This is a genomic window from Agromyces protaetiae (assembly GCF_030866785.1).
In the GTDB taxonomy this organism is placed as follows: Bacteria; Actinomycetota; Actinomycetes; order Actinomycetales; family Microbacteriaceae; genus Agromyces; species Agromyces silvae.
In genome coordinates, this window is record NZ_CP133018.1 from 4,054,399 (window position 1) to 4,078,833 (window position 24,435).

Here is a 24,435-nt window from a genome sequence, read left to right on the forward strand (position 1 = left end):
GTGCGGAGCTGCGGGATGCGGAGCTGCGGGATGCGGAACCGCGGTGCTCGCGTCAGTCCGCGAGCGGGCCGCCGCCGGCGGCCTCATCGCGCGCCTCGACGAAGGCCGCGACGCAGCGACGGATCTGTTCCTCGGTGTGGGCGGCCGAGAGCTGCACCCGGATGCGCGCCGCCCCCTGGGGCACGACGGGATAGCTGAACGCCGTCACGTAGACCCCTGCGCGCTGCATGGCGTCGGCGATGCGCGCGGTGCGTGCCGCATCGCCGAACATCACCGGCACGATCGGGTGTTCGCCGGGCAGCAGGTCGAACCCCTCGGCCGCCATGAGCGAGCGGAACAGCGCCGCGTTCTCTCGCAGCCGGCTTCGCAGCCCGCCAGAGCTCTCGAGCAGGTCGATCGCCGCGAGCGTTCCGGCGACGATCGACGGCGCGAGCGTGTTGGAGAAGAGGTACGGACGCGACCGCTGCCGCAGCAGCGCCACGATCTCGCGCGGCCCGCTCACGTAGCCACCCGAGGCGCCGCCGAGCGCCTTGCCGAACGTGCCGGTCAGGAGGTCGACGCGCCCCTCGACGCCGGCGAGCTCGGGCGTGCCCCGCCCGTGCTCGCCGACGAAGCCGACCGCGTGCGAGTCGTCGACGAGCACCAGCGCGTCGTAGCGCTCCGCGAGATCGCAGATCTCGGGCAACGGCGCGATCGAACCGTCCATCGAGAACACGCCATCCGTCACGATCACCCGGAAGCGCGCGTCCGCCGCGCTCGCGAGCCGCGCTTCGAGCTCGCCCATGTCGCGGTTGCGATAGCGCAGGCGGCGCGCCTTCGAGAGCCGGATGCCGTCGATGATCGACGCGTGATTGAGCTCGTCGGAGATGATCGCGTCCTCCGCGCCGAAGAGCACCTCGAACACCCCGCCGTTCGCGTCGAAGCACGACGAGTAGAGGATGGTGTCCTCGGTGCCGAGGAACCCGGAGATGCGGCGTTCGAGCTCGAGGTGCTGATCCTGCGTCCCGCAGATGAACCTGACGCTGGCGAGCCCGTACCCCCACTCGTCGAGCGAGGCCTTGGCCGCCTCGACCAGACGCGGGTCGTCGGCCAGGCCGAGGTAGTTGTTGGCGCAGAAGTTCAGCACCTCGGCGCCGTCGGTGACGACCGTCGCGCCCTGCGGGCCGCGGATGCCGCGTTCGCGCTTCGTGAGACCCGCCGCCTCGATCGCGGCGAGCTCGTTCAGGACGTGGTCCTTGAGTCCGGCGTACATCTACAGCTCCGTCCAGTCGAGGATGATCTTGCCCGCGTCGGCGGCGGACGCCGCGGCGAACCCCGCGCGCCAGTCGCGTGCGGGCATGCAATCGGAGATGACCGAGGTCACCGCGTCTCGCAGCGGCGCACTGGTCTGCAGCATGGCGCCCATGGCATTCCAGGTCTCGAACATCTCACGTCCGTAGATGCCCTTGATCGTGAGCATATGCGTGACGACCTTGCCCCAGTCGACGCCGAACTGCTCGGTGGGCAGGCCGAGCATGGCGATCCGGCCGCCGTGGTTCAGGTTCTCGATCATCTCCGGGAGTGCGGTCGGCGCCCCGCTCATCTCGAACCCGACGTCGAAGCCCTCGCGCATGCCGAGCGACGCCTGCGCCGCGGCGATCCGGGTGCTCGAGACATCCACCACCTCGCTCGCGCCCAGGCGCTCGGCGAGCGCGAGTCGCGAGCTGCTGACGTCGGTGCCGACGATGAATCTCGCGCCCACATGCCTCGCGACCGCGATGGCCATGAGCCCGATGGGGCCGCACCCGGTCACGAGCACGTCCTCGCCGACGAGGGGGAACATGAGCGCGGTGTGCACGGCGTTGCCGAGGGGATCGAAGATCGCGCCGAGCTCGGGCGCGACATCCGGGTGGTGCACCCAGACATTGCTCGCGGGCAGCGCGAGGAACTCCGCGAAGGCCCCGTCGCGCTGCAGACCGAGTCCGATCGTCCTGATGCACATCTGTCGACGCCCGGCGCGGCAGTTGCGGCAGGTGCCGCACACGATGTGCCCCTCGCCGGAGACCCGGTCGCCGATCGCGACGTCGTGCACGAGGTCGCCCACCTCGACGACCTCGCCGTAGAACTCGTGCCCGGGGACGAGCGGTGCGGCGATGGTCGACTCGGCCCAGGCGTCCCAGCGTTCGATGTGCAGGTCGGTGCCGCAGATGCCGGTGCGCAGCACGCGGATGAGGACCTCACCGGGGCCCGCGACCGGCATCGGTCGATCGACGAGTTCGAGGCCCGGTGCCGCCGTGCTCTTCTGGAGCGCCTTCATGGTCCCATGGTGGGTGCGACCACACCGAAGAGGAAGGATATGTGTCTTCATCGACCCTTTAGGCCGAGCTTCATCGTACGATCGCCGGGTGGAGATGCATCAGTTCCGGATGCTCCGCGAGCTGGCGACGCTCGGCAGTGTCACCGCGGTCGCGGACTCGTTGGGCGTGTCGGCCTCAGCTGTGTCGCAGCAGCTCGCCGCCGTGCAGCGCGGCTTCGCCGCACCGCTCACCCGCCGGAAGGGCCGCACGGTCGTGCTCACCGAGGCCGGACTCGTCCTCGCCGATGCCGGCGCGAAAGTCATCGAGGCGATGGCCGACGCACGCGGCGCGGTCGAGGAGTTCGAGCAGTCCTCGACGGGCGAGGTGAAGGTCAGCGGATTCCACAGCGCCGGCCAAGCGTTGTTCGGGCCGCTCATCGCGGAGCTCGACGGGGCCGGCCCCGACGTGCGTTTCACCGACGAGGACGTCGCTCAGAGCGAGTTCCCGGCGCTCACCGCCCGGTACGACCTCGTCCTCGCGCAGCGCATGGAGTACGGGCCGATGTGGCCCTCGTCCGGTCTCGAGGTCCTGACCCTCGCGCGGGAGCCCCTCGACGTCGCGCTGCCCGCGACGCACCCGCTCGCCGGGCTTTCGGAGATCTCGCCGACCGACCTCGTCGGTGAGCGGTGGGTGACGAGTCGTCGCGGGTATTCGCCCGACGACGTGCTCGCCGCGATCGCCGCGGTCGCCAACCGGCCGGCGCACGTCGCCCACCGGGTGAACGACTACGGCGTAGTCGCGGCCATCGTCGCGGCCGGCGATGCGATCGGCATCCTGCCCAGGTACACGTCGGTGCGTGCGCACGCGCAGGGCGTCGTGTTGCGACCGATCACGGGCATCGGCGCCGCGCGCAGCATCGACGTGCTCGCGCGCCCCGAAAACCTGAGGCGAACCTCCGTTCGTCTGGTGGCCGCCGGGCTTCGGCGCGTCATGGCACGGCTGGTCGCGTCCACCTGACCTCCTCGCCCCAGAGCACCCGGTCGCACAGCCTTTTCCACGGCGCGGACCCAATAGGATTCGACACGAGAGAAAGGGAGGACCCATGCGTGTGATGGATCCTCTCGTGCGGAACAACGTCCGGGTCACCGGGAGTCCGGACGGGCCAGTCATCGTGTTCGCGCACGCCTTCGGCGGATCGGGAGATTCGTGGCGACTGGTCGCGCCCGCGTTCGAGGACGACTTCACCGTCGTCGTCTACGACAACGTGGGCGTCGGCGGCTCCGACCGGACGGCATACGACCCCGTGAAGTACGACTCACTGCACGGGTACGCCGACGACGTGATCGAGATCATCGAGACGCTCGACGCCGGCCGCGTCACCTTCGTCGGCCACTCCGTGAGCGCGACGGTCGGCATGCTCGCGGCGAACCGCCGCCCCGAGCTGTTCGACCGGCTCATCATGGTGGGCCCGTCGCCGCGGTACCTCGACGACGACGGATACACCGGCGGCTTCACCCGGGCGGCGGTCGACGAGCTGCTCGACTCGCTGGAGTTCAACTACCCGGCGGCCGCAAGCGCCCTCTCGACCGTCCTCATGGGGTATCCCGAGCGCCCCGAGCTCACCGCCACGCTCACCGAATCCATCACCGCGGCTGATCCCGGCATCGCCGCGCACTTCGCCCGCGTGACGTTCCTGTCGGATCACCGCCGGGACCTCGCCGACGTCGTCGTCCCGACCGTCATCCTGCAGTCGGTGGAGGACAACATCGCCGCGCCCGCCGTCGGCCGATACGTGCACGACCGGATCCCGGGCAGCCGGTACGTCGAGCTGTCGGCGCACGGCCACATCCCGAACCTCTCCGATCCGGCCGAGCTCGTCGAACGCATCCGGGAGGCGATCGCATGATCCGGATCGACGCCGTCCCCTGCGGTCTGCTGCTCACGGACGCGCAGGATGTGGTGACGAGGGTCAATGCGACCTTTCTCGAGTGGACGGGCTACGGCCGCGGCGACGTCATCGGCCGGCCGTTCCACGACCTGCTCGACGCCGGCAGCCAGGCCTACTACAGCACCTGGTTCGGCGACCAGGTCCGGGCGCAGACCGAACTCCGCGCCGTCTGGCTGCGCCTCATCCGCGGCGACGGCGGCATCCTGCCCATCCTGGTGAACGCCGTGGTCGGCGTCGCCGAAGACGGGTCCGAGGAGGTGCGGCTCGCGGTCTTCGACGGGACGAGCCGGGAGGAGTTCGAGCGGGAGATGCTGAGCGCCAAGCGCGCCGCCGAGGCATCCGCTTCGAGCGTCCACATCCTGCACGAGGCCGCGACGCACTTCCTCGGAGCGCGCACCGAAGACCAGGTCGCGGCGGTGCTCGCGGACATGGCCCGTGCCGGTCTCTCCGCCTCTGACGTGGCGGTCGTCGCCTACGAGCCCGACGGCTCGAGCTACCGCATGCTCAACGGCGAGCACCTGCGCGAGCTGCTGCGGGTCGTCCGCGCGTCGCGCCCCGAGGGTCCGCGCGCGCTGAAGCCCGACGAGATGGTGCTGATCCCCGACCTCGAAGAGGCGTACGCGCGATCCGAGGAGCTCGGGGAACTGCTCCACGCGCAGCGTGCTGCCGCGTTCAGCGCGATCGCCATCACCGACGGCGACCAGCTGCTCGGCGCCTTCGCCTGCCTCTACGGTCGTCCGCGCGAGTTCGACGACGCGATCGAGCTGCATCGTGCCCTCGCCAAACAGGCCGGGCTCGCGTTCTCGCACGTCTGGCTGCAGTCCCGGATGCGTGAGCTCGCCTCGGTCGACCAGCTGACGCAGGTCGCCACCCGCGTCGCGATCGACGAGATCGCCGAGGAGACCTTCGCCGCGGCCAGGGACTCGGATCGTCACCTGTCGCTGATCTTCCTCGACCTCGACGGGTTCAAGGCGATGAACGATCGCTTCGGTCATCGCACCGGCGATCGGGTGCTCGCCGTGTCGGCCAGCCGCATCCGCGAGTCGGTCCGCGCGGAGGACCGCATCGGCCGGTTCGGCGGCGACGAGTTCCTGATCGTGTGCGACGGCGCGACCGCCGAGGCGGCGCTCGCCATCGCCGAGCGGATCGCCGCGGCGGTCAGGCAGCCGATCGAGGGGCTCCCTCCCGGCTTCCACGTGACCGCGTCCATCGGGATCGCGACGCATCGCCCGGGCGACTCGCGGTACGCGTCGGCGGAGGCGATGACGGGTGGCGCCGACCTGGCCATGTACGCCTCGAAGCGGAACGGGCGCGATCAGATCGCAATCGACACCGCCGAGGCGACCACCTCGGCCGGCTGAGCCGCCGCGCGTCGAGGCGCGACCGAGCCGCCGCGCGTCGAGGCGCGACCGAGCCGCCGCGCGTCGAGCCCTGGCCTCCCGTCACCGGGCGGCGAGGACCTCGGCCAGGTCGGCCTTCCGCATCGGACGGCCGAGGAAGTACCCCTGAGCCCGATCGCATCCGACGCGCGCGATCCGCTGCAGCTGCTCGATGGTCTCGACCCCCTCGGCCACCACGCGGATCCCCGCCCGGTGCGCGACGCCGACGATCTCCGTCAGCAGGTCGAACGCCGCGGATGACGCGTCGACGACGAGCGTCCGATCGATCTTCAGCTCGGTGCCGTGGAGCCGCTTGAGTTGCGTGATCGAGGCGTGACCGGCGCCGAAGTCGTCGATCGCGACGCCCGCGCCGACCGCTCGGAGCCGGTCGAGCCGCCGCACGACCGCGGTGGCGTGCTCGATCGCGCGACCCTCCGTGATCTCGAGCGTGAGCCGCCCCCGGGCGGCACGGAACCGGCGGAGGGTGCGCTCGAGCCAGTCCGTGAACGAGGAGTCCTCGAGCTGGGTGGGGGAGACGTTCACCGAGACGTCGAGGTCCCACTCGGAGATGGCGATGCAGGCCTCCTCGGCCATGAACCGGCCGATCTCCGCGATCTCGCCCGTCTCCTCCGCGATCGGGATGAACTCGGTCGGCGGCACGGATCCGAGGTCGGGGTGGCGCCATCTGGCCAGCGCCTCGGCGCCCACGATCCGGCCGGTCTGCACGTCGACCTGAGGCTGGAACCAGGCCCGGATCTCGCCGCGTTCCGCCGCGCCAGGCAGGCGTGCAGCCAGTTCGGGGTCGGTGTGGACCATGCGGGCTCGGAGCCTCCTGACGTGGACCCGGAACGCCACGTGTCGACGTCCATGCCCGAGTCGATGCTGGCACACCGCTGCCCGACGACCCGACGGTTGACCTGACGGCGAACCTGTGGGACGCGTCACGACGCTGAGCGGATGCCCCGGGGCATCCGCTCAGCGTCGATCGGTGTCGGCCGTGGGCCGACCGGGTCAGCCCTCCAGCGCGTTCCAGCGGGCGAGGAACGTCGCGAGCTCCTCGCGCGACGTGGTCGCGGTGGGCCGGAACGTGCCGGTGACGGTGGTGAGCCGCTCGGCGGCCACCCATTCGATGGCCGTGAAGTAGGCCGATCCGACCGGCACATCGGTGAACGAGGCCGTGCCGGGCGCCGTGAACGACGGTGCCGAGCCGCGGTGCAGGAACGCGGCGAGGTGCTGGCGCTTCAGCGTGTCGGCCGGGCCGAAGGAGCCGTTGCCGTACCCGAAGGCGACACCGACGCTCGCGAGGTACTCGACCGCCGTGTAGGCCTCGTGGTCGGCCGGCACGTCCGCGAAGGTGGGCGCGGCGGGCGCCTCGAACGCCGGCGATCCGGCGAGGCGGTACAGCGCGATCGCCGCCGTGGCGCGCGTGGCCGTGGCCTTCGCGTCGTAGCGCACGATGCCGTCGTCGCCGCGGACGCCGTCGATGACGCCGGCGGAGCCGGCCCAGCGCACGTTCTCGGCGTGGCCGCCCGTGGTCACGTCGGCGAACCGCGGCAGCACCGCGGCGGATGCGGCGGACGTGACCGTCTCCGGTGCGGCGCCGCTGCGGGTTCCCGTCACGGCCACCGTGAGCGTCGCGCCGGCGTGGTCGTCGGCGGGCACGAACTCGGCACCCGTCGCGCCGTCGACCGGCGCGCCGTCGGCGAACCACTGGTACGCGATCTCTGCGCCGGCACCCCAGTCGCCGGACTCCGCCGTCAGGGTCTGCCCGACCTGCGCGACCCCCGCGAGCGTGGGCGTCGGGGCGGGCTCGGGCTCGGGCTCGGGCGCGGTGCGGGTCATGACCGCGTTGATGCCGGTGAACTCGCCGCCGTCTGGCGCCTCGAGCACGGTCGCCGCGTCCTGTGTGGCCGCGTGCTCCCAGTACTGCGTGACGTAGGGCGCTTCGGCGTCGCTCGTGTCCTGGAACTTCACGATGTAGTCGCCAGGCGGCAGGCCGCCCATCCGGAACGAGATGTCGTCGCCGGCGCCGCCGAACAGCTCGGGCTGGACCCAGACGCCGGGCTCGCGCTCCAGGAGCAGCTGCGCGTATGCTCCCGGCGCGGGGCCGCCGTGCTCGTCGATCACGCTGCCCGAGATGCTCACGCCCGGCGCGGTCTGCACGTCGACGCCGGTGGCCACCTGATCGGGGGCGACCGTCACTTCCGTCGCCTCGTCGCCGAAGTAGACGCCGCCGTGGTAGGTGGTCGCCCAGTTGCCGCTCGACGAGCCGTACGACACGACCGTGTACTCCCCGGCCGCGAGGCCCGAGATCTCGTAGGCGCCCGCCGCATCCGCACGATCCGAGGTGATGCGCTGCCACGCGCCGTCGGTGTCCTTGCGGAGCACGTCGAAGTATGCGGCGGACGCGGCGCTCGCGGCGCCGCTCCCCTCGGTGAGCGTGCCGGCGAGCGCGCCGCCCGCCGTCAGGTTCGCGTCGATGCCGTCGACGAGGTCGCCCGGGCTGACCTCGAGCCGCGTCGCCGCGGCACGCTCGCTCGACCCCTGCCAGAACTGCTGCGCCCACGCACCGTCGAAGTCCGAGAACTCGACGACGTACTCGCCGGCCTCGAGTCCGCCGAGTCGGTACGTGCCGTCGGCTGCGGTCACGCCGGTCACCGGCTCGACCCAGCGATCGGATGCTCCGTCATATGTCGCCGTCACCTCGAGGCCTTCGACGGGCGCACCGCCTCCGGAGACCGCGCCTTCGATGACCCCTCCGGCATTCAGCTCGAAGTCGGCCGGGAAGGACTGCCCGGCGACGAGGTCGACGCGGGTCGCCTCGTCCTGGGAGTACGCGTCCTGCCAGTACTCGTCGACGAGCTCCGACTCGCTGCCCCAGCCGGGGCCGGCCTCGAGCAGGTACTCGCCGGCGGGCAGGCCGGAGATCGTGTAGCTGCCGTCCGCGGCCACCGACGTGCCGCCGCGCGTCGAGTTCAGGTCGTTCGAGAGGTACGCGTAGACGAACCCGCCCGCGACCGGCGCACCGGCCTCGTCGACGACGCGGCCCGTGACCGTCGCGCCGACCTCGAGCACCGGCGCGATGCTCGCCGCCCCGCCAGCCGTCACCTCGATGTCGGTCGCGCCCTCGAGGGTGTCGGAACCGTCCCAGTACTCGGACACGTACTGCGCGGTCGCCGACTGCGGATGGACCACGGCCCGGTATGTGCCCGGCTCGAGCGCGTCGATCGAGAACGTCCCGTCGGCGGCCGTCTTCGCGTCCTGGCCCTCGCCCCACAGCAGGTTCCAGCAGTCGCGTTGCTCGAACGGGTCGAAGTCGGGCGTGCAGTGGAAGAGCTGCACGAGCACGCCCTCGAGCGGGGCGCCGGCCTCTCCCGTCACGGTGCCCGCGATCGAGCCGGTCGTGTCCGATTCAGCGGCGTGCGCGGGCGAGGCCACGCCGGCGAGGCCGACGGCCATGGCGAGCGCACCGACCGCGGCGAGTGCGCCGCGGGCGCCGCGGGCGCCGAGTGCGCCGCCGGCGCCTCGGAATCGCCGTCGGCGTGACGCCGGCTGGGGCTGAGGGATGGTGGAGTGCATTGGACGTCCTTCCGTACGAGCCGGGATCGGCACCGCCACTCACGCTATAAACGGAGACTCACCTACGCCATGGGCAGGACTCCCCGTCCCGTGCGGACCCGGTTGAGTAGTTCCACTCCCACCCCGATCCGGATAGCGCTTGCTCATTACACTCGACCCCTGTGAGACGACTGACCGTTCTGCTGGGCGTGCCCACCCTCGCCGCCGCCCTCCTCGCCGCATCCCCCTCCGTCGCGAATGCGGCAGAGACCGCATGCACGCCCGCGCCGGCCTCTGCCGTCGCGGACTTCCTCGGCATCGACCAGCTGCACGCCAGCGGGCTCGACGGCGCCGGGCTCACCATCGGGGTCATCTCCACGTCGTACAACAACTACGACCCTGCGCTCGGCAGCCCGGCGACGACAGCGCCCGTCGATGTCGCCTCGGGCGCCCTGCCCGGCGCCGGCAACCCCTGCGGCCACACGCAGGAGGTCGAGGTCATCAACGACGACGCGCCCAACGATGACGAAGGCCGCGCCATGCTGCAGATCGTGCACGCGATCGCACCCGCCGCCGACCTGGTGTTCACGACGGGTGCCGGCGGCGACGACCTCGTCACCGGCGATCAGGCGATGGCCGACGCGATCGACAGCATGGTCGCTGCCGGGGTGGACGTGATCGTCGACGACATCATGGAGGAGGGCGACCTCGCCTTCGCGTCCGGGTTCGCGGCGACCGCCGCCCAGCGCGCCACGGACGCCGGCGTCATCTACACCGTCGCGGCCGGCAACCTGAACGTCGTGGGCGTGCCCGTCACCTGGAACGGCGAGCAGCTCCCCAGCGTCGGACACAGCATCGGCAGCTGGCAGACCACGGAGTTCCGTGCGACGACCTGCCCCCAGGCCATCATCGACTCCGACACCACGAAGACGTTCGAGTGCATGGACTTCGACCCGTCCGCGGCCGTCGACAACCAGGCCACGTACTGGATCTACCCCTACAGCGGCCTGGCCGCGGATGCGCGCACCGCGATGGGCTTCCTCGAGTGGGGCGACGCGCCGTACGCGGTCACGTCCGCCTTCTCGGCGTACTTCCTCGACGCGGACGAGGCCATCGTCGCCACCGACGTGATCGCGAACGATCCCACGTCGCCGTACGCGGTCGCGGGCAACACCGACCTGTTCGCCGGGCTCGCCGTCGACACGCTCGTCCAGCGCAATCTCGTGATCGCCCGTGAGGTGCGCGAGTCCAACCGGTCCGTCCCGGTGCGGTTCTCGTTCTTCGACGACAATGACCCGAATGTCGTCGTCGCCGCCGAGTACTACGAGTCGACCGAGACCGACACGATCGGCTCGTCGCTCGTCGGGCGCGCCGCCAACCCCAGCTCGGTCACCGTCGCCGCGGCTTCGATGCAGCGGCAACCACTGAGCCTCGACACGTACAGCGGCATCGGCCCGCAGGTCCGGTACTTCGGCGCGTTCGACGTGGGCGAGGCTCCCAGCCCGCTGGAGGTCCCCGTGCGCAAGGAGGGGCCGACCATCACCGGCCTCGACGTCATCCCGACGACGTTCTTCAGCGTGCCCGTCGACGGCGGGTACCTGTACCCCGGCACCTCGGCGGCCACGCCCGTCATCGGCGCCACGCTCGCCCTCGCCAAGCAGTCGGCCCCCAACGCCTCGAACGAGCACCTGATCGGCGCCCTCACCGCGACCGCGACGCCGCTCGCCGAGACCTGGACCGGCACGGTCCCGGCGCAGACCAGCGGTGCCGGCATCGTGAATCCGACCGCGCTGATCGCCGCGGTGCGCGAGGCGCCCCCGGCGCCGGCGCCCGTGCCCGACCCGGCCGCACCGGCGCGCCTCCCCGACACCGGCGCATCGACCGAGGGCGGGATCTGGGCCTTCGGCCTGATGCTGCTGGGCCTGGCCGGCGTGGCCGCGGCCCGCATCCGGCGCAGCACGCGCTCCGCCGCGTGACGCCGCGCTCCGCGTGACGCCGCGCTCCGCGTGACGCCGCGCTCCGCGTGACGCCGCGCTCCGTGTGACCTCAGAGGCCGTGAGTCCCCGTGCGGGGCTCACGGCCTCTCTCGTCGCCTCACCTCGCCGGTGACGAGGGCGATCAGCCGCGACCGATCTGTGAGATCGACATCACTCGCGAGAGCTGATCAGCACCCCTTCGGCGGCGAGGCGCTCGTGCACCGCAGCGGCGGTGGCACGGTACTCCTTGTCGAGGTGCATGAGTTCGACGTTGTCGCGTCCCGACCCGCCCACGCCGTAGAGCGTCGGGCGCTTGAGCTCGATCTCGACGCCGCTGTCGGTCTCGGTGAACAGCACGCTCAGGAGCACGGGCTTGTGCGCGTTCGTGAACATCTGCTGCATGAAGCTGGGCTGCGTGCCGTACTGGGCGTGCCACTCGGCGGGCGTGGCCTCGTCGACGTCGAAGCCCTGCTGCTGGAGCACCTCGCGGATCGCCTCCCGCGCGGAGTCAGCACTCCCAGACACGTCATACAGCCACGTGAACATCCCGGTCATCGGACTCCCCCTCGTTCGGACCCGGCTTCGAACCTATCGCCCGGAGGGTGGCCTCACCTTACAGATTCCAGAAGTCGTCCTCGGCGCTCTGATCCGAGGAGAAGAGCCAGACCTCCGCGATCCGGTCGTCGCTGACGCGGAAGAGGTCCACGCCCGACATCTCGATGCGAGCGTCGCCGCGGCTCGCCGAGAACCGGACGGTCGCCGCGATGAGATCGCCGTTCTCCATGGCCGACTCGGCGTCGACCCTGAGTGAACCGTCACTGTGCTGCGCCATCGCCGCAAGGAGACTGAAGACGTCTGCTGTGCCGCGGCGGGTACCGGAAAACCGATGCGCGCCAGGCTGGTGCCAGACGACATCGTCGGTGAACACCGCGGCGAGCGCCTCGAGGTCGCCGGACGCAAGCGCGTCGATGTAGCGGGTGAAGACGTGGAGATGGGCCACGTTGCCTCCGATCCTGCGGTTGCGCGTGAAAGGTTGCGCGTCACGCGTTGCGCGCGCACCGTGCGAACGCGCGTTGCGCACATCCGCAAAAACATACTGAGCATTGTGTTTTGCCCCGCGACATCCGAAACACAACATCCCGCGACATCCGAAACAAAACATATTGTCCGTTATGTTTTGCCGAACGCTTTCCCAAGCTGCCGTCCGACGCCGAAGCGACGAGGCTGCGGGATCGACACCCGATACTCGCGGACGTGTGGACCGATTAGCAGATCCATCGGCTCACGCACGAGAGCGTACCGCTCCATGGTGGAAGACGCCAGGATATGTGCACATTAATATTTACATAGCAGTTGGTCGACGTGATGGCGTCAGCTTCGGGTTCATCGCATGCCGGGAGGCTCGCACGCGTCGGACGCGCGCACCCAAGCCGGCGATGGCGGCTCGAGCGGCGAGCCGGGGTGCCGGAACGCATCGAGCATGTACTGACCGAAGCGCTTCCAGGCGTTCGGTGCGGAGCGCTGCGATACACGGAGGAGTCCGGCGTTCGCCTGTTGCAGCAGGTAGAAGTCGGATTCGTCGAAGTCGGGTCGGATGACGCCGGCATCGCGCGCGCGCACCACGAGCAAGCGCGTGGCGGCCAATGCCCTGGTGCGGTCCGCACGCAGGCGGTCCGTGCCGAGGCCGGGCAACAGGATGGCGTCGGTGAACGCGAGGTTCTCGGCCTGCTGGCGCAGCATGTAGCCGATGAACTCCCCGAAGGCGCGCGCCGCATCGGTCTGCGCATGCTCGGCAGCCTGCTCGGCGACGTCCGCGTAGCGGGCCATCTTCCCTTCGAACACCTCGCCGAGCAATCCCTGCACCGTGCGGAACCGCCGGTAGACGGTTCCGATCCCGACGCCCGCGACGTCGGCGATGTGCTCGAGCGTCACGCTCGAGCCTTGCTCGGCGAACACCCGACTCGCCGCCACGAGGATCGCCTGGCGGTTCCGTTCAGCATCTGCCCGCAATGGTCGCGTCGACTCGATCACGGACGCGATTGTATTATTCTGGGATTCATTCCCCAAGTGGCTTGGTCGACTTTTTCACCGATCTTTGCCGTCCGAGGCATCCATGCGGCGTAGCCCGATGCCGGCAGACGCCTGCTCGACGACATCGTTCGCGAGAATCCGCGGAGCGTGCGACCGTATCCGGCACCACAGTCAGGGCGCTGCCTCACCGGCGCGGAGGCGATGACTCGCGGGAGGGCGCGCAGCACGAGGGCGACCGCTGCGGTTGTGGCGGCGACCCAGACCGGGCTGAGGTCGCCGAGGGTCGTGGTGAGCCTCACCGCAGCGATGGCGGGTCCTGCCGCGGCTCGGACAGGTGAGCGGCGCAGTGGCGTACGACCCGCCGATGCTCGGGGCGCCCACCTGTCGACCCCCTCCCGACCGCCGGGACGGGTCCTCCACAGGACGCCTCGGCGGTGATTCCTCCACAGGTGAAAGCGCTGGTCGAGGTGGGTTTCTGCGGCAGCGGGCGATGTCGGTGGGTGTGTGGATACTGGTGCGCATGACGATCTCTCCGCTCGACCGGTTGCACGCCGATCTCGGTGCGCTGGCCGTGGTGTGGGCGCAGGCGCAGCCTGCGTTCGGGGTCGCGAGCGCTGCCGGTGCGGGCGGTGGCGCGGGTGGCGGCTCCGGTGCGGGTGTGAGTGGCGGTGCCGGTGGCGGCGCGGGTGGCGGTTCCGGTGCGGGTGGTGGTGCGGGTGGTGGTGTGGATGGCTTTGCGGCGTTGAGTGGGCCGGGGTTGGTGCGGGTGGTCGAGGGTGCGGCGCGGTTGAAGCGGTCGGTGGAGGCGTTTCTGGCGCTGGCTGGTGCTGAGGTCGCGGCCCGGTCGGCGCCGGAGTTCGGGGCTGAGAGCTTGGCGAAACAGTACGGGCACTCGTCCCCGGCGAAGCTGGTCGCGGCGGTGACCGGGGGTGGGCAGGGTGAGGCGTCCCGGTTGCTCGCGGTCGGTGAAGCGACCCGGCAGCGGGAGTCGTTCACGGGCGAGGTGTTGCCGGCGAAGTTCGCGCACGTCCGGGCGGGGCTTGATGCGGGGGTGTTGAGCATCGAGGCGGCGAATCTGATCACGGGCATGCTGGCCCGGGTCGAGCTGCGCACCGACCCTGGACGGTTGGCCGCGGCTGAGGAGCGCCTGGTGCAGGTCGCGGCCGGGCAACCACTGTCACTGGTCGGCCGGGCAGTCAAAGTTGCCGAAGCGCAGCTGAATGCCGGCGGTCTGGCACGGGCCGATGCGCGGATGCATGCCGAGCGGTCGCTGACGTTCCGCGAAGACGCCGACGGGGTGTTCCATCTGCGAGCCCGCCTCGACCCGGTCACCGCCGCGCCGGTGAAGGCGGCGCTGGACGCGCTGGTCAGCGACGCACTCCGCCGACGCGGGTCAGGCGGCACGGTCCCTAGCGGCAGCGGCAGCGGCAGCGGCAGCGGCAGCGGGAGCGGGAGCGGTGGCGGCGGCAGCGCCAGTGCCGCTTTGGCCGGAGGTGAGACCGTTGCCGCGGAGGCCGGCGCCGCTGACGGTGGCCCGAGCGGTGGCGGTGGCCCGAGCGGTGGCGGTGTCACCAACGGTGGCGGAGCTGGCGGCGACGGCCGTGGTGCGGCGCCGGTGATCCAGGACAGGCGGTCGATCCCGCAGGTGCAGGCCGACGCGTTGGCCGAGCTGGCGCGGCACGCGCTGGGCTGTCAAGCCGCACCCGGGTCGGTACCCGCGACCACGATCGTGGTCCGGATGAGTCTCGACGCGCTCCGCGACGGCGTAGGGACAGCGGAGATCGATGGCATCGACCGGCCGATCAGCGCGGGCGCGGTCCGCAAGCTCGCCGCCGACGCCGAACTCATCCCCGCCGTGCTCGGCGCCGACAGCGTCCCACTCGACCTCGGCCGCGGCACCCGCCTGTTCACCCGGTACCAACGCATCGCGCTCATGGAACGCGACGGTGGGTGCGCGTCCTGCGGGGCGAACATCACCTACGCCGAAGCGCACCACATCGACTGGTGGTCCGCCGGCGGCACCACCGACCTGAGCAACGGGGTCATGCTCTGCGCCAGCTGCCACCACCAGATCCACGACCAAGGCTGGCAAATCCGCATCACCGGGCGCGACCGACGCGGGCAGGTCTGGTTCATCCCACCACCACACCTCGACCCGAAACAGACCCCCAAACTCGGCGGCAAAGCCCGCTTCACCCCCACACCAGGCGCCCCACCACAACCCGAACCCGCGCCGCCCCCGGCGATACGGTCCGATGACGAATCCAGCCAGCGATCACCCGCGCTCCTCGACCCGCCGGTATCCCTGCATCACCCGGCACCGGGCAACCCCTCGCATGTGGTGTGAACGCACTCGACTCACCGGCTGGTGGGTCGAGCACAGCTGGTGGCCCTCCGGTACTGACCACGCCCGGCGCACCGCCGTGATGTGTGGCAGTTCCGGCCGTGACGGGCGGCCTCAAGGAGGAACCTCCGATTGGCCGACGGTCGGCGACGGGGGTCGGTATCGTGGCGGACGTGACCCGCCTCCCCCCGACGATCATCCACTCCGCCCGACTGGTCAGCGCCGGCGAGACCGTGCCCGACGCGTGGGTGCGCTTCGAGGGCGGCCGAGTCGTCGCGCGCGGCACGCGCGACGGCTGGCGCGACGCCCTCGGTGCTGATGGCTCGGCGGCGGATTCCGCGGCGGCGAAAGCCACGGGGACGGATGCCGCTCCGGCGGACTCCTCGGTGGTGGATGCCGCGGCGGCGGCTGCCTCGGCGGCGGGCGCCACGGCGGACTCCCCGGTGGTGGACGCCACGGCGGACTCCTCGGTGGTGGACGCCACGGCGGCGGCTGCCACAGTGGTCGATGCCGCGGGCCGCATCCTCGTCCCGGGGTTCATCGACCTGCACTGCCACGGCGCGGGCGGCGCGGCCGCCGAGGATGGCGAGGCGGCGCTCGAGACCATGCTCGACGTGCACTCGGCCCACGGTACGACGCGCACGGTCTGCTCGCTCGTCTCCGCGCCGGTCGAGGCGCTGGTCCCGCGACTGGAGGCCATCGCCCGGCTGGCGGCGCGCGATCCGCGCGTGCTCGGCGCGCACCTCGAGGGTCCGTTCCTCGACGACGAGTTCCGTGGCGCGCACGACCCCGCCGCGCTGCGCGCACCCGATGACGCCGCCGTCGATGCGCTGCTCGAGGCATCCGCCGGCACGCTCCGCCAGGTGACGCTCGCACCCGAGCACGACCGCGGCTTCGCCGCGCTGCACCGGTTCACCGGCGCGGGCGTCGCGGTCGCCGTCGGCCACTCGGGAGCCGACTACGCCCTGGCGCTCGCGGCATTCGACGCCGGCGCGTCGATCCTGACGCATGCCTTCAACGGCATGCGTGGCATCCACCACCGCCAGCCCGGACCCGTCGTCGCGGCGATGCACGCGCCACACGTGACACTCGAGGTCATCAACGACGGCGTGCACCTGCACCCGGACGTGGTCAAGCTCGCGTTCCAAGGCGCCCCGGGCCGGGTCGCGCTCGTGACCGACGCGATGGCCGCGACCGGATCGGCAGACGGTTCGTACGTGCTCGGCTCGCTCGAGGTCGACGTGCGAGACGGAGTCGCGCGCATCGTCGAGACCGGGTCCATCGCAGGTTCGACGCTGACGCAGGACGAGTCACTCCGCCGGGCGGTGACCGACAGCGGCATCCCGTTCGAGGTCGCCATCGCGGCACTCACGACCGTGCCCGCCGCGGCGATCGGCCGCGCCGACGACCTCGGCCGACTCGAGGTCGGCTACGCCGCCGACGCAGTGCTGCTCGCCGACGACCTCACGGTCGACGCGGTGTGGTCGGCGGGCCGCCGCGTGCGCTGACCGACGCGGGCCGACAGACCACAGACCACAGACCACAGACCACAGCCGAATGCGCAGGGCGCACAGCGCAGCCCGCAGCCCGCAGCCCGCAGCCCGCAGCCCGCAGCCCGCAGCCCGCAGCACCGCAGCACCGCAGCACCGCAGCACCGCAGCACCGCAGCACCGCAGCACCGCGCTAACATGAAACCATGTGCCATGTTGCTGCAGTCGTGACCGAAGCTGAACGCTGCGCCCCGCGGGCCTCGTCCGGACCGATGGTGGCACGCCGATGACTCCACGCACGCCGGCGGTGGTGGTCGGTGCGTACGCGGCACTCCCGTCCGAGGCATCCGCGCAGGATCGCTTCATCCGGGGCGTCCTCGACCTGCCCGGCGTCGACGGATTCGAGCTCCCGCTCATGATCGATGCGGCCACCGATCGACGATGGCTTGACTGGACTCCGCCAGGACGCCCGAGCGTGGCGACCCTGATCCCGGCCTTCGCGATCCGCAGCCGGCAGGACCCCCGGTTCGGTCTGGCCTCGGCCGACCCCGAGGGCCGGGCCGCGGCGCTCGACCTACTCCGCCGGCTCCACGACACCGCCCGGCAGTGGCACGACCTCGGGCGCGAACTGTCCGTCGTGTCGATGTCCAGCGCACCGCAGATGACGGACCCGGCCGCGGCGGAGCGCGCGTTCGAATGCAGCCTCCGTGAGATCCGCGGCTGGGATTGGGGCTCGACGCGACTCGTCGTCGAGCACTGCGACGCCCCACGACCCGAGCATGCGCCGGAGAAGGGCTACCTCGCATTGGAGCGAGAGGTGCGGGCGATCGAACGAACCGACGACGGACGCACCGAGTGCGGGATCGCGGTCAATTGGGGGCGGTCCGTGCTCGAGCACCGGGACGTGGCCGGCGCCGCACGAGACGCCGCGCGCGCAGGCGACCGACTGCGCGGCTTCATCCTGTCGGGCGTGAGCGATCGGGACACCGAGTACGGGCCGGCGTGGGCCGATGCGCATACTCCCGTGGTGCACGAGGCGAGTGACGACTCCCTGCTGACCCTGTCGCGTGCGCGTGACGTGCTCGCCCGGCTACCGCGGGAGCTCTGGTACCTGGCGGTGAAAACCGGGGCGAAGCCCGCTTCGCTCAGCGCGACGCAGCGCATCGCGCTCATCGCGCCCGCCGTCCAGCTTCTGACCGCCACCCGTGACCTCGCGGAGGCAGCAAAGTAGAATGCGGTTCCACATGGAGGCGACCTCCTCTACGATGGGAGTCGTCTCGCCCACCACGACCGCAGGACTCGCATGAAGAACGGCAATGACGGCGCCCAGGGACACGGCTATCACTCGCACGCGCTGAGCCGCGGCCTGGCGATCATCCAGGCGGTCGCGCAGACCGAAGACGTGGCCACCCTCGCCGAGCTCCATGAGACGACCGGGCTGCCGAAGAGCACGCTGGTCCGCTTGCTCTCGGTCCTCGAGGACGAGGACTACCTCATCAAGGTCGACGAGCGGCCCGCCTACCGCCTCGGCCATGCGATCCTGCCGATCGCCGCCTCGTACATGAGCTCCGCGTCGGTGGCCGACCTCTTGCGGCCGCACCTGCGACCGCTCGCGCAGGAGACCGGGTGGACCGCGAACTTCGGAATCCTCGACGGGCTCGACGTCGTGCACCTCTGCGTCGAGTTCCCCAACCGGCCGATCCACTACAACACGACCGAGGGCAGCTCCTCGGAGGCGTACTGCACCGGGCTCGGCAAGGCCGTCTTCCTCGAGCTCTCCGAGGAGGCGATCCGGCGGAGCCTGCCGCCCGAGCCGTTCGCCCGTCGGACGGCGAACACGCTCACGACCTGGGACGAGCTGGCCGCCGACCTCGAGCTCAGCCGCGCACGCGGCTATGCGGTCGACGCCGAGGAGGCGGACGCCGGCCTGCGTTGCGTCTCGGTTCCGGTCGTCTCGAACGGGCAGGTCCTCGGCGCGGTCTCCGTGTCTGGACCGGCCGGCGAGGGCGACCCCGAGACCGAGCGGCGCTTCGTCGCGCTGCTGCTCGAGGCCCGCGACCGCATCGCTCGCGAGAGCGGGCTCCGTGGCGCGCTCGGAATCGGAGCGTCTCCCGCGGCCTGACGCCGGATCATCCAACTCGTTGACATGGAATAGCGTTCCACGTAATGTCGACCTCGGCGAGGCAGCCCGATCAGGGGCGATGCCGCCGAAGGAGCGCACATGATCGTCGACGTCCACAGTCATAATCTCCAGCCGGAGCACTGGGGTGACGAACACCGCAACAACTGGGAACCCGCATACGGCGAGCCCTACCCGCGGATCTCACCGCAGGAGTACGACGCCGCGATGATCGAAGCCGGCGTCGACGTCGCGATCGTCTTCGGCCTCGCGGCATCCCGCGCCGGCGTGCGCACGCCGAACACGTTCGTCGCGGAGTACTGCGCCCAGGTCACCACGCCGACCGTCGCCTTCACCGCGATGGACCCGCTCGACCCGGATTGGCGCGAGCAGCTCGAGGAGGCGATCGCGCTCGGGTTCCGCGGCGTGAAGCTGTACCCGGTACTCGCGCTGTTCGACCCGCTCGCCCCCGAGTTCGACGAGTTCTACCGCACATGCCTGCGGCACGGTCTCGTCCTGCTCTGGCACATCGGAGCCACGGCGAGCCCGCAGGGCCGACTCTCCCTCAGCACACCGTTCCTCATCGAAGAGGTCGCCCGCCGGCACCCCGACCTCACCCAGATCATGGCGCACATGGGCCACCCCTGGCAGCGCGACGTGATGGTCGTGCTGCGGAAGCACGCCCGGGTCTTCGCCGACGTCTCGGCCTCGTGGGCGCGCCCCATGGACGGCTTCATGGCGCTCGTCGCCGCCCAGGAATGGAAGGTGACCGACAAGCTGCTCTTCGGCAGCGACTTCCCGCTGTGGCGTCCGGCCGAGGCGATAGCCGGCCTCCGCCGGCTCGCCGCCTTCCGCGCCGGCGACCTGCCGTTCGTCACCGAGGACACGGTGGAGTCGATCATCCATCGCGACACGCTCAGCCTGCTGGGCATCCCCGACCCGCGCCGCGCCTGACCCGGCGCCGCATCGCCCACACCAGCACCGACCTGCGCCCACCAGCACCCACCAGCACCCACCAGCTCCCGACCTGCCCGCACCTGACCATGGAGGCTTTCATGCGGTTCCTCAGCTACACCCACCACGGCGCCACGAAACACGGCGTGCTCCGCCCCGACGGCGACATCGACGAACTCGGCGACGGCGATCTGCTCGCGCTCATCGAGCGCGGCGGCCTGAACGACCCTCCCGCTCCTCGCGGGCGCATCGCCGTCGAGGAGATCGAGATCGTCGCGCCGCTCCGACGCCCGCCGAAGCTGCTCGCGGTGGCCGCGAACTACGCCTCGCACGTCCTGGCGAGCGGCGGCACCCCGCTCGACCCGCGTGCGGCGACGCCGCGGCTCTTCCTCAAGCCCTCGAGTGCGGTCGCCGGGCCGCAGGACGTGCTCACACCGCCCTCGATCGCGAGCAACGTCGACTGGGAGGTCGAGCTCGCGGTGGTGATCGGCACCCGGGTGAAGGACATCTCCCCCGAGGACGCCATGTCTGCGGTGGCCGGCTACATGACCGCGAACGACATCTCCACGCGCGCGTTCGACTTCGGGTTCGCGCGCGACGAGCACAGCGTGGCCCCGTTCTTCGATTGGCTCGCGGGCAAGTGGTCCGACGGCTACGCCCCGTTCGGGCCGTACCTGGTCAGCGCCGACGAGGTGCCGGACCCGGGCAACCTCGAGCTGCACCTCGAGGTCAACGGCGAGGTGCGGCAATCGGGTTCGACCTCCGAGCTGCTGTTCGGCATCCCCGAGCTCATCTCGTTCGCGTCCACGCTGATGACGCTCGAACCGGGCGATGTCATCGAGACCGGCACGACGGCCGGTGCGGGCATCGAGACCGGCCTCCAGCTGGCCGACGGCGACGTCATGGTCGCGCGGGTCGGCGATCTCGGCGAGATCCGCACCGCGGTGCGGATCCCCGCGGCTCGATGAGCCGACTCGCGCTTCGCGGCGGATGGATCGTCGACGGCACGGGGGCGCCGGGATACGCCGGCGACCTCGCGATCGTCGACGGCCGGATCGCCGCGGTCGGCGAGCTCGGCGACTTCCGCGCCGACCGTGAGGTCGACGTCGGCGGCCGAGTGATCGCGCCGGGGTTCGTCGATCTGCACTCGCACTCCGACCTCAGCATCCTCGGCCACCCCGCCGGCACGAGCAAGGTGCTGCAGGGCGTGACCACCGAGGTGGTCGGCAACTGCGGCCTGTCGGTCGCCCCCGTCAGCTCGGCCGACGTCGCGGCGGCGCTGCGCCCGCTCATGACGTACGCCGACGATCCGGCCGTCGACTGGTCGTGGTGCTCGGTGGCGGAGTACGCCGAACGGGTCCGGCAGGCCGACCCGGCGATCGACATCCGGATCCTCGCCGGCCACAACACCATCCGCGGCTCGGTGGTGGGCCTCGCCGACCGGCCGGCGACGGCCGACGAGATCCGCCGGATGCAGCAGATGCTCGCCGACGCCCTCGGCGACGGCGCGGTGGGGCTCTCGCTGGGGCTCATGTACCCGCCGAGTGGATATGCCACGGAGGCGGAGCTGATCGCCCTGGGCGAGACGCTCGCCGAGCACGACGCGCTGCTCGCGTCGCACATGGCCAGCTACGCGGACGGCCTCATCGACGCGGTCGCGTCCATGATCCGGGTCGCGGCGGGTTCCGGATGCCGCGTGCAGATCTCGCACCTCGCGGCGGCGGGCCGGCAGAACTGGGGCAAGGTCGCCGAGGCGTTGGAGCTCGTCGACGCCGCGCGCGCCGAGGGGCTCGATGTCGCGGTCGACTTCTACCCCTATCTCGCAGGCAGCACGAACCTCTCGCAGCGGGCGCCGACGTGGGCGCTCGAGGGCGGTCGCGCGGCATTCCTCGCCCGGCTGGCGGACGGGCCGACGCGCGAGCGGATCCGCGAGCACCTCAGGACGGGCCCGGGCCGATGGGACGAGATCCTCCTCGTCGACGTGCAGACCCGTCCCGAGCTGAACGGGTCGACCGTCGCCGCCCTCGCGGACGTGGCGTCGGCCGACCCGATCGACGTGGTGCTCGACCTGCTCACCGCGGAGGATCCCACGATCGTGGCGTTCGGGCGGTCCGAGGAGGACCTGCGGGCCGCCATCGTGCACCCTCATTCGATGCTGGGCTCGGATGGCCTCGCGGTCGAGACCGCCGGGCGGGTCGGCGGCCCGGTGCCGCATCCGCGGTTCTTCGGCGCGTTCCCGACGCTCTTCGAGCGCTATGTCCGCGAGACGCCGCTGCTCTCGCTGGAGACGGCGGTCCGCAAGTGCACGGCGCTGCCCGCCGAGCGCGTGCGGCTCCGTGATCGAGGCATCCTCGCACCAGGGCTGCGCGCCGACGTGGTGGTGTTCGACCCGGCGACGATCGCCGGGAACTCGACGTACGAGGACTCCCGACGTGTGCCCCGGGGCATCCATTCGGTCTACCTCGCGGGGCGCCAGACGGCCGCGGACGGCCGGGTCGTGTGACCCGACCGTCCGTGGTCGTCCGAGGCGCCGGCAGGTCAGTCGCCGGCGGTCTCGGCGACCCGGTCGCGCGGGATCACGGCGATGCAGTCGATCTCGATCTGGATGAACGAGAAGTGGTTGCCGGTCGTCGTCCGCGACGGATACGGCGGCGTGAAGGCCTCGGCGTACAGGCGGTTGTAGAGGGGCCGGGACTCCTCGTCGCGGAGGTAGGCGTTCACGCGCACCACGTCGTCGAGCGTGCCGCCGGCCGCCGCGAGGATCTCTTCCACATTGCGGATGGTCCGGTGGAACTCGCCTTCGAAGGTGTCCTCGACGATGCCTCGCCCGGGCTCGGTCGACACCTGCCCCGACACGTAGACGAGGTCGCCGACGCGCACGGCCGAGCTGATGGGGATGCCGGGCGGGTTGGCGGGGTCGGGCTCGATGGGCTCGAAGGGACGGGTCATCGCGAAGCTCCTCACGTTGGTATGGAATACTGTTCCATGTTAGCGCCGACGCGTGTCGGCGCCAGTCCCGGCCGATAGGTTCGGATGGTTCACCCCGAGGAGGCGGCTCCATGGCAACACCGATCGATCCGATCCTGGACGGTGCCGATCGCGGCTTCCCGCCCGCCTCGGCCGGGATCCGGGCCAGCGAGGTCGCGGCACAGGGCTGGCGGCTCCACGAGGACTTCGACACCCCGATCGCGGTGATCGACGCGGAGGCCGGCGGCCACAACGTCCGGCTCATGGCGGCGTGGTGTGCGACCCGCGACGCGGAGCTCTGGCCGCACGCGAAGACCGTGATGTCGCCCCAGCTCATCCGCCTCCAGCTCGATGCGGGTGCGCACGGCCTCACGGCCGCGACCGGGCAGCAAGCCGACCTGGTACTGAGCTGGGGCGCGCCAGCCGTGCTCATCGCCAACCAGCTCGTGCAGCCACGGCTCGCGGCCCGCCTCGCGCGCCGCGTCGCCGACTCGGATCAGCGCGTCATGAGCTACGTCGACTCCGTGGCGAGCATCGAGATCCTCGACGAGGCCGCTCGTCGGGCCGGCGTGGTGTGGGACGTGCTCGTCGAGCTCGGCTCGCCCGGCGCCCGGACGGGGCTGCGCAGCGCCGACGACTTCGAGTCGCTGCGCCCCGCGCTCGGCCGCGCCGGGAACCTGCGGCTGGTGGGGGTCGCCGGCTACGAGGGATCCATCTCCTCAGACCGGTCCGATGACGCGCTCGCGCGAGCCGACCGCTTCCTGCAGGCCCAGGCTGCGCTGCTCGACCTCCTCGCGGATCGCGGCGACTTCGCGACCGAGACGCCCGTGTACTCGGCGGGCGGGAGCATGTTCTTCGATCGGGTCGAACTCGCCAGACGAGGCATCCGCACGCCCAACCGGCTCGTGCTGCGCAGCGGGTGCTACCAGCTGCACGACATCGGGCTCTTCGCGCACGCCACACCGCTGCCGCCGACCGCCGAGGGCGGCGGCCTGCGCTCGGCGCTGACCGTCTGGGGCACCGTGCACTCGCGTCCCGAGCCGACGCTCGCGTATCTCGACATCGGCCGGCGCGATGCCGGCACCGATGCCGGGCTGCCCCAGCCGCTCCGCCGCGTACCACGCGGCGCGACGGTCGAGGAGCCGTTCACGGACGCCGAGACGCGCGGGCTCAATGACCAGCACCTGCACCTGTCGATCCCGGCCGACTCCCCCCTCGCCGTCGGCGATCGCGTGGGGTTCGGCATCTCGCACCCCTGCACGACCATGGACAAGTGGCGCGCACTGGCCGTCACCGACGCATCCGGCGCCGTGACCGGCGCGGTCACGACCCGCTTCTGACGCCGGACGCGATCGAGCGGAGCCGCCCGGGTGGGCGACTCCGCTCGACGCGC

20 protein-coding genes are annotated in these 24,435 nt (G+C 71.3%); 12 read left to right on the forward strand and 8 right to left on the reverse strand.

Annotated elements, in window-relative coordinates:
- Positions 1-52: 52 nt before the first annotated feature.
- Positions 53-1,252, reverse strand: a complete 1,200-nt coding sequence (locus QU602_RS18510) for a glycine C-acetyltransferase (RefSeq protein WP_308797923.1) — start codon at positions 1,250-1,252, stop codon at positions 53-55.
- Positions 1,253-2,296 carry an L-threonine 3-dehydrogenase gene (gene tdh / locus QU602_RS18515; RefSeq protein WP_308797924.1) on the reverse strand — a complete coding sequence of 348 codons (1,044 nt, stop codon included), beginning with the start codon at positions 2,294-2,296 and terminating at the stop codon, positions 1,253-1,255.
- 94 nt (positions 2,297-2,390) lie between these two features.
- Here tdh and QU602_RS18520 point away from each other — a divergent pair, with 94 nt between their 5' ends.
- From QU602_RS18520 to QU602_RS18530, 3 genes are all read left to right on the forward strand, one after another.
- Positions 2,391-3,293: a LysR family transcriptional regulator gene (locus QU602_RS18520; RefSeq protein ID WP_373692954.1), complete on the forward strand. Its 903-nt coding sequence runs from the start codon at positions 2,391-2,393 to the stop codon at positions 3,291-3,293.
- Between the two features lie 106 nt (positions 3,294-3,399).
- Positions 3,400-4,182, forward strand: coding sequence for an alpha/beta fold hydrolase (locus QU602_RS18525; protein WP_308797926.1), 783 nt, complete (start codon positions 3,400-3,402; stop codon positions 4,180-4,182).
- Entirely contained in the window at positions 4,179-5,585 is a 1,407-nt protein-coding gene (locus tag QU602_RS18530; RefSeq protein ID WP_308797927.1) for a diguanylate cyclase, read from the forward strand. The genes QU602_RS18525 and QU602_RS18530 overlap by 4 nt, the downstream gene beginning before the upstream one ends.
- Before the next feature lie 81 nt (positions 5,586-5,666).
- On the opposite strand, the gene QU602_RS18535 is transcribed toward QU602_RS18530, so the two are convergent.
- Together QU602_RS18535 and QU602_RS18540 are read right to left on the reverse strand one after the other, a co-directional pair.
- Positions 5,667-6,419: an EAL domain-containing protein gene (locus QU602_RS18535; protein ID WP_308797928.1), complete on the reverse strand. Its 753-nt coding sequence runs from the start codon at positions 6,417-6,419 to the stop codon at positions 5,667-5,669.
- Between the two features lie 195 nt (positions 6,420-6,614).
- Positions 6,615-9,182, reverse strand: coding sequence for a carboxypeptidase regulatory-like domain-containing protein (locus QU602_RS18540; protein ID WP_308797929.1), 2,568 nt, complete (start codon positions 9,180-9,182; stop codon positions 6,615-6,617).
- Between the two features lie 161 nt (positions 9,183-9,343).
- Here QU602_RS18540 and QU602_RS18545 point away from each other — a divergent pair, with 161 nt between their 5' ends.
- Entirely contained in the window at positions 9,344-11,137 is a 1,794-nt protein-coding gene (locus tag QU602_RS18545) for a S8 family serine peptidase (RefSeq protein ID WP_308797930.1), read from the forward strand.
- Between the two features lie 171 nt (positions 11,138-11,308).
- Here the strand turns inward: QU602_RS18545 and QU602_RS18550 are convergent, their stop codons facing one another.
- The 3 genes from QU602_RS18550 to QU602_RS18560 all read right to left on the reverse strand — a co-directional run bounded on the left by QU602_RS18550 (position 11,309) and on the right by QU602_RS18560 (position 13,204).
- Positions 11,309-11,692, reverse strand: a complete 384-nt coding sequence (locus QU602_RS18550; protein WP_308797931.1) for a hypothetical protein — start codon at positions 11,690-11,692, stop codon at positions 11,309-11,311.
- 58 nt (positions 11,693-11,750) lie between these two features.
- Entirely contained in the window at positions 11,751-12,137 is a 387-nt protein-coding gene (locus QU602_RS18555) for a nuclear transport factor 2 family protein (RefSeq protein WP_308797932.1), read from the reverse strand.
- Positions 12,138-12,520: 383 nt separating this feature from the next.
- Positions 12,521-13,204 (reverse strand): TetR/AcrR family transcriptional regulator, encoded by a 684-nt coding sequence (locus QU602_RS18560; RefSeq protein ID WP_308797933.1) that lies wholly within the window; start codon positions 13,202-13,204, stop codon positions 12,521-12,523.
- A 484-nt stretch (positions 13,205-13,688) separates the two neighbouring features.
- On the opposite strand from QU602_RS18560, the gene QU602_RS18565 reads away from it, so the two are divergent.
- The 7 genes from QU602_RS18565 to QU602_RS18595 all read left to right on the forward strand — a co-directional run bounded on the left by QU602_RS18565 (position 13,689) and on the right by QU602_RS18595 (position 22,578).
- The gene (locus QU602_RS18565) at positions 13,689-15,515 is read left to right on the forward strand and encodes an HNH endonuclease signature motif containing protein (protein ID WP_308797934.1); all 1,827 of its coding nucleotides are present in this window, start codon (positions 13,689-13,691) and stop codon (positions 15,513-15,515) included.
- A gap of 161 nt (positions 15,516-15,676) precedes the next feature.
- Positions 15,677-17,020, forward strand: coding sequence for an N-acetylglucosamine-6-phosphate deacetylase (locus QU602_RS18570; protein WP_373692857.1), 1,344 nt, complete (start codon positions 15,677-15,679; stop codon positions 17,018-17,020).
- A 268-nt stretch (positions 17,021-17,288) separates the two neighbouring features.
- Complete coding sequence (locus tag QU602_RS18575; protein ID WP_308797936.1) at positions 17,289-18,233, forward strand: DUF4862 family protein; 945 nt, start codon at positions 17,289-17,291, stop codon at positions 18,231-18,233.
- A 72-nt stretch (positions 18,234-18,305) separates the two neighbouring features.
- A complete protein-coding gene (locus QU602_RS18580) occupies positions 18,306-19,124 on the forward strand; it encodes an IclR family transcriptional regulator (RefSeq protein ID WP_308797937.1) in 819 nt (272 codons plus the stop codon).
- Positions 19,125-19,223: 99 nt separating this feature from the next.
- Positions 19,224-20,075, forward strand: coding sequence for an amidohydrolase family protein (locus tag QU602_RS18585; protein WP_308797938.1), 852 nt, complete (start codon positions 19,224-19,226; stop codon positions 20,073-20,075).
- Between the two features lie 101 nt (positions 20,076-20,176).
- On the forward strand, positions 20,177-21,043 hold the full coding sequence (locus tag QU602_RS18590) for a fumarylacetoacetate hydrolase family protein (RefSeq protein WP_308797939.1): 867 nt from the start codon (positions 20,177-20,179) through the stop codon (positions 21,041-21,043).
- Positions 21,040-22,578 carry an N-acyl-D-amino-acid deacylase family protein gene (locus tag QU602_RS18595; RefSeq protein WP_308797940.1) on the forward strand — a complete coding sequence of 513 codons (1,539 nt, stop codon included), beginning with the start codon at positions 21,040-21,042 and terminating at the stop codon, positions 22,576-22,578. Before QU602_RS18590 ends, QU602_RS18595 begins: the two co-directional genes overlap by 4 nt.
- Before the next feature lie 35 nt (positions 22,579-22,613).
- Here QU602_RS18595 and QU602_RS18600 read toward each other — a convergent pair whose 3' ends face one another.
- Positions 22,614-23,024, reverse strand: coding sequence for a RidA family protein (locus QU602_RS18600; protein ID WP_308797941.1), 411 nt, complete (start codon positions 23,022-23,024; stop codon positions 22,614-22,616).
- A gap of 110 nt (positions 23,025-23,134) precedes the next feature.
- On the opposite strand from QU602_RS18600, the gene QU602_RS18605 reads away from it, so the two are divergent.
- Entirely contained in the window at positions 23,135-24,382 is a 1,248-nt protein-coding gene (locus QU602_RS18605) for an alanine racemase (protein ID WP_308797943.1), read from the forward strand.
- Positions 24,383-24,435: the final 53 nt, after the last annotated feature.

Bases quoted from the DNA above. Each gene is read 5' to 3' on its own strand.
- QU602_RS18535 (WP_308797928.1), bottom strand. From the start codon at position 6,419: ATGGTCCACACCGACCCCGAACTGGCTGCACGCCTGCCTGGCGCGGCG.
- QU602_RS18575 (WP_308797936.1), top strand. From the start codon at position 17,289: ATGACTCCACGCACGCCGGCGGTGGTGGTCGGTGCGTACGCGGCACTC.
- QU602_RS18550 (WP_308797931.1), bottom strand. From the start codon at position 11,692: ATGACCGGGATGTTCACGTGGCTGTATGACGTGTCTGGGAGTGCTGAC.
- QU602_RS18600 (WP_308797941.1), bottom strand. From the start codon at position 23,024: ATGACCCGTCCCTTCGAGCCCATCGAGCCCGACCCCGCCAACCCGCCC.
- QU602_RS18605 (WP_308797943.1), top strand. From the start codon at position 23,135: ATGGCAACACCGATCGATCCGATCCTGGACGGTGCCGATCGCGGCTTC.
- QU602_RS18530 (WP_308797927.1), top strand. From the start codon at position 4,179: ATGATCCGGATCGACGCCGTCCCCTGCGGTCTGCTGCTCACGGACGCG.
- tdh (WP_308797924.1), bottom strand. From the start codon at position 2,296: ATGAAGGCGCTCCAGAAGAGCACGGCGGCACCGGGCCTCGAACTCGTC.
- QU602_RS18540 (WP_308797929.1), bottom strand. From the start codon at position 9,182: ATGCACTCCACCATCCCTCAGCCCCAGCCGGCGTCACGCCGACGGCGA.
- QU602_RS18595 (WP_308797940.1), top strand. From the start codon at position 21,040: ATGAGCCGACTCGCGCTTCGCGGCGGATGGATCGTCGACGGCACGGGG.
- QU602_RS18580 (WP_308797937.1), top strand. From the start codon at position 18,306: ATGAAGAACGGCAATGACGGCGCCCAGGGACACGGCTATCACTCGCAC.
- QU602_RS18585 (WP_308797938.1), top strand. From the start codon at position 19,224: ATGATCGTCGACGTCCACAGTCATAATCTCCAGCCGGAGCACTGGGGT.
- QU602_RS18565 (WP_308797934.1), top strand. From the start codon at position 13,689: ATGACGATCTCTCCGCTCGACCGGTTGCACGCCGATCTCGGTGCGCTG.
- QU602_RS18520 (WP_373692954.1), top strand. From the start codon at position 2,391: ATGCATCAGTTCCGGATGCTCCGCGAGCTGGCGACGCTCGGCAGTGTC.
- QU602_RS18590 (WP_308797939.1), top strand. From the start codon at position 20,177: ATGCGGTTCCTCAGCTACACCCACCACGGCGCCACGAAACACGGCGTG.
- QU602_RS18510 (WP_308797923.1), bottom strand. From the start codon at position 1,252: ATGTACGCCGGACTCAAGGACCACGTCCTGAACGAGCTCGCCGCGATC.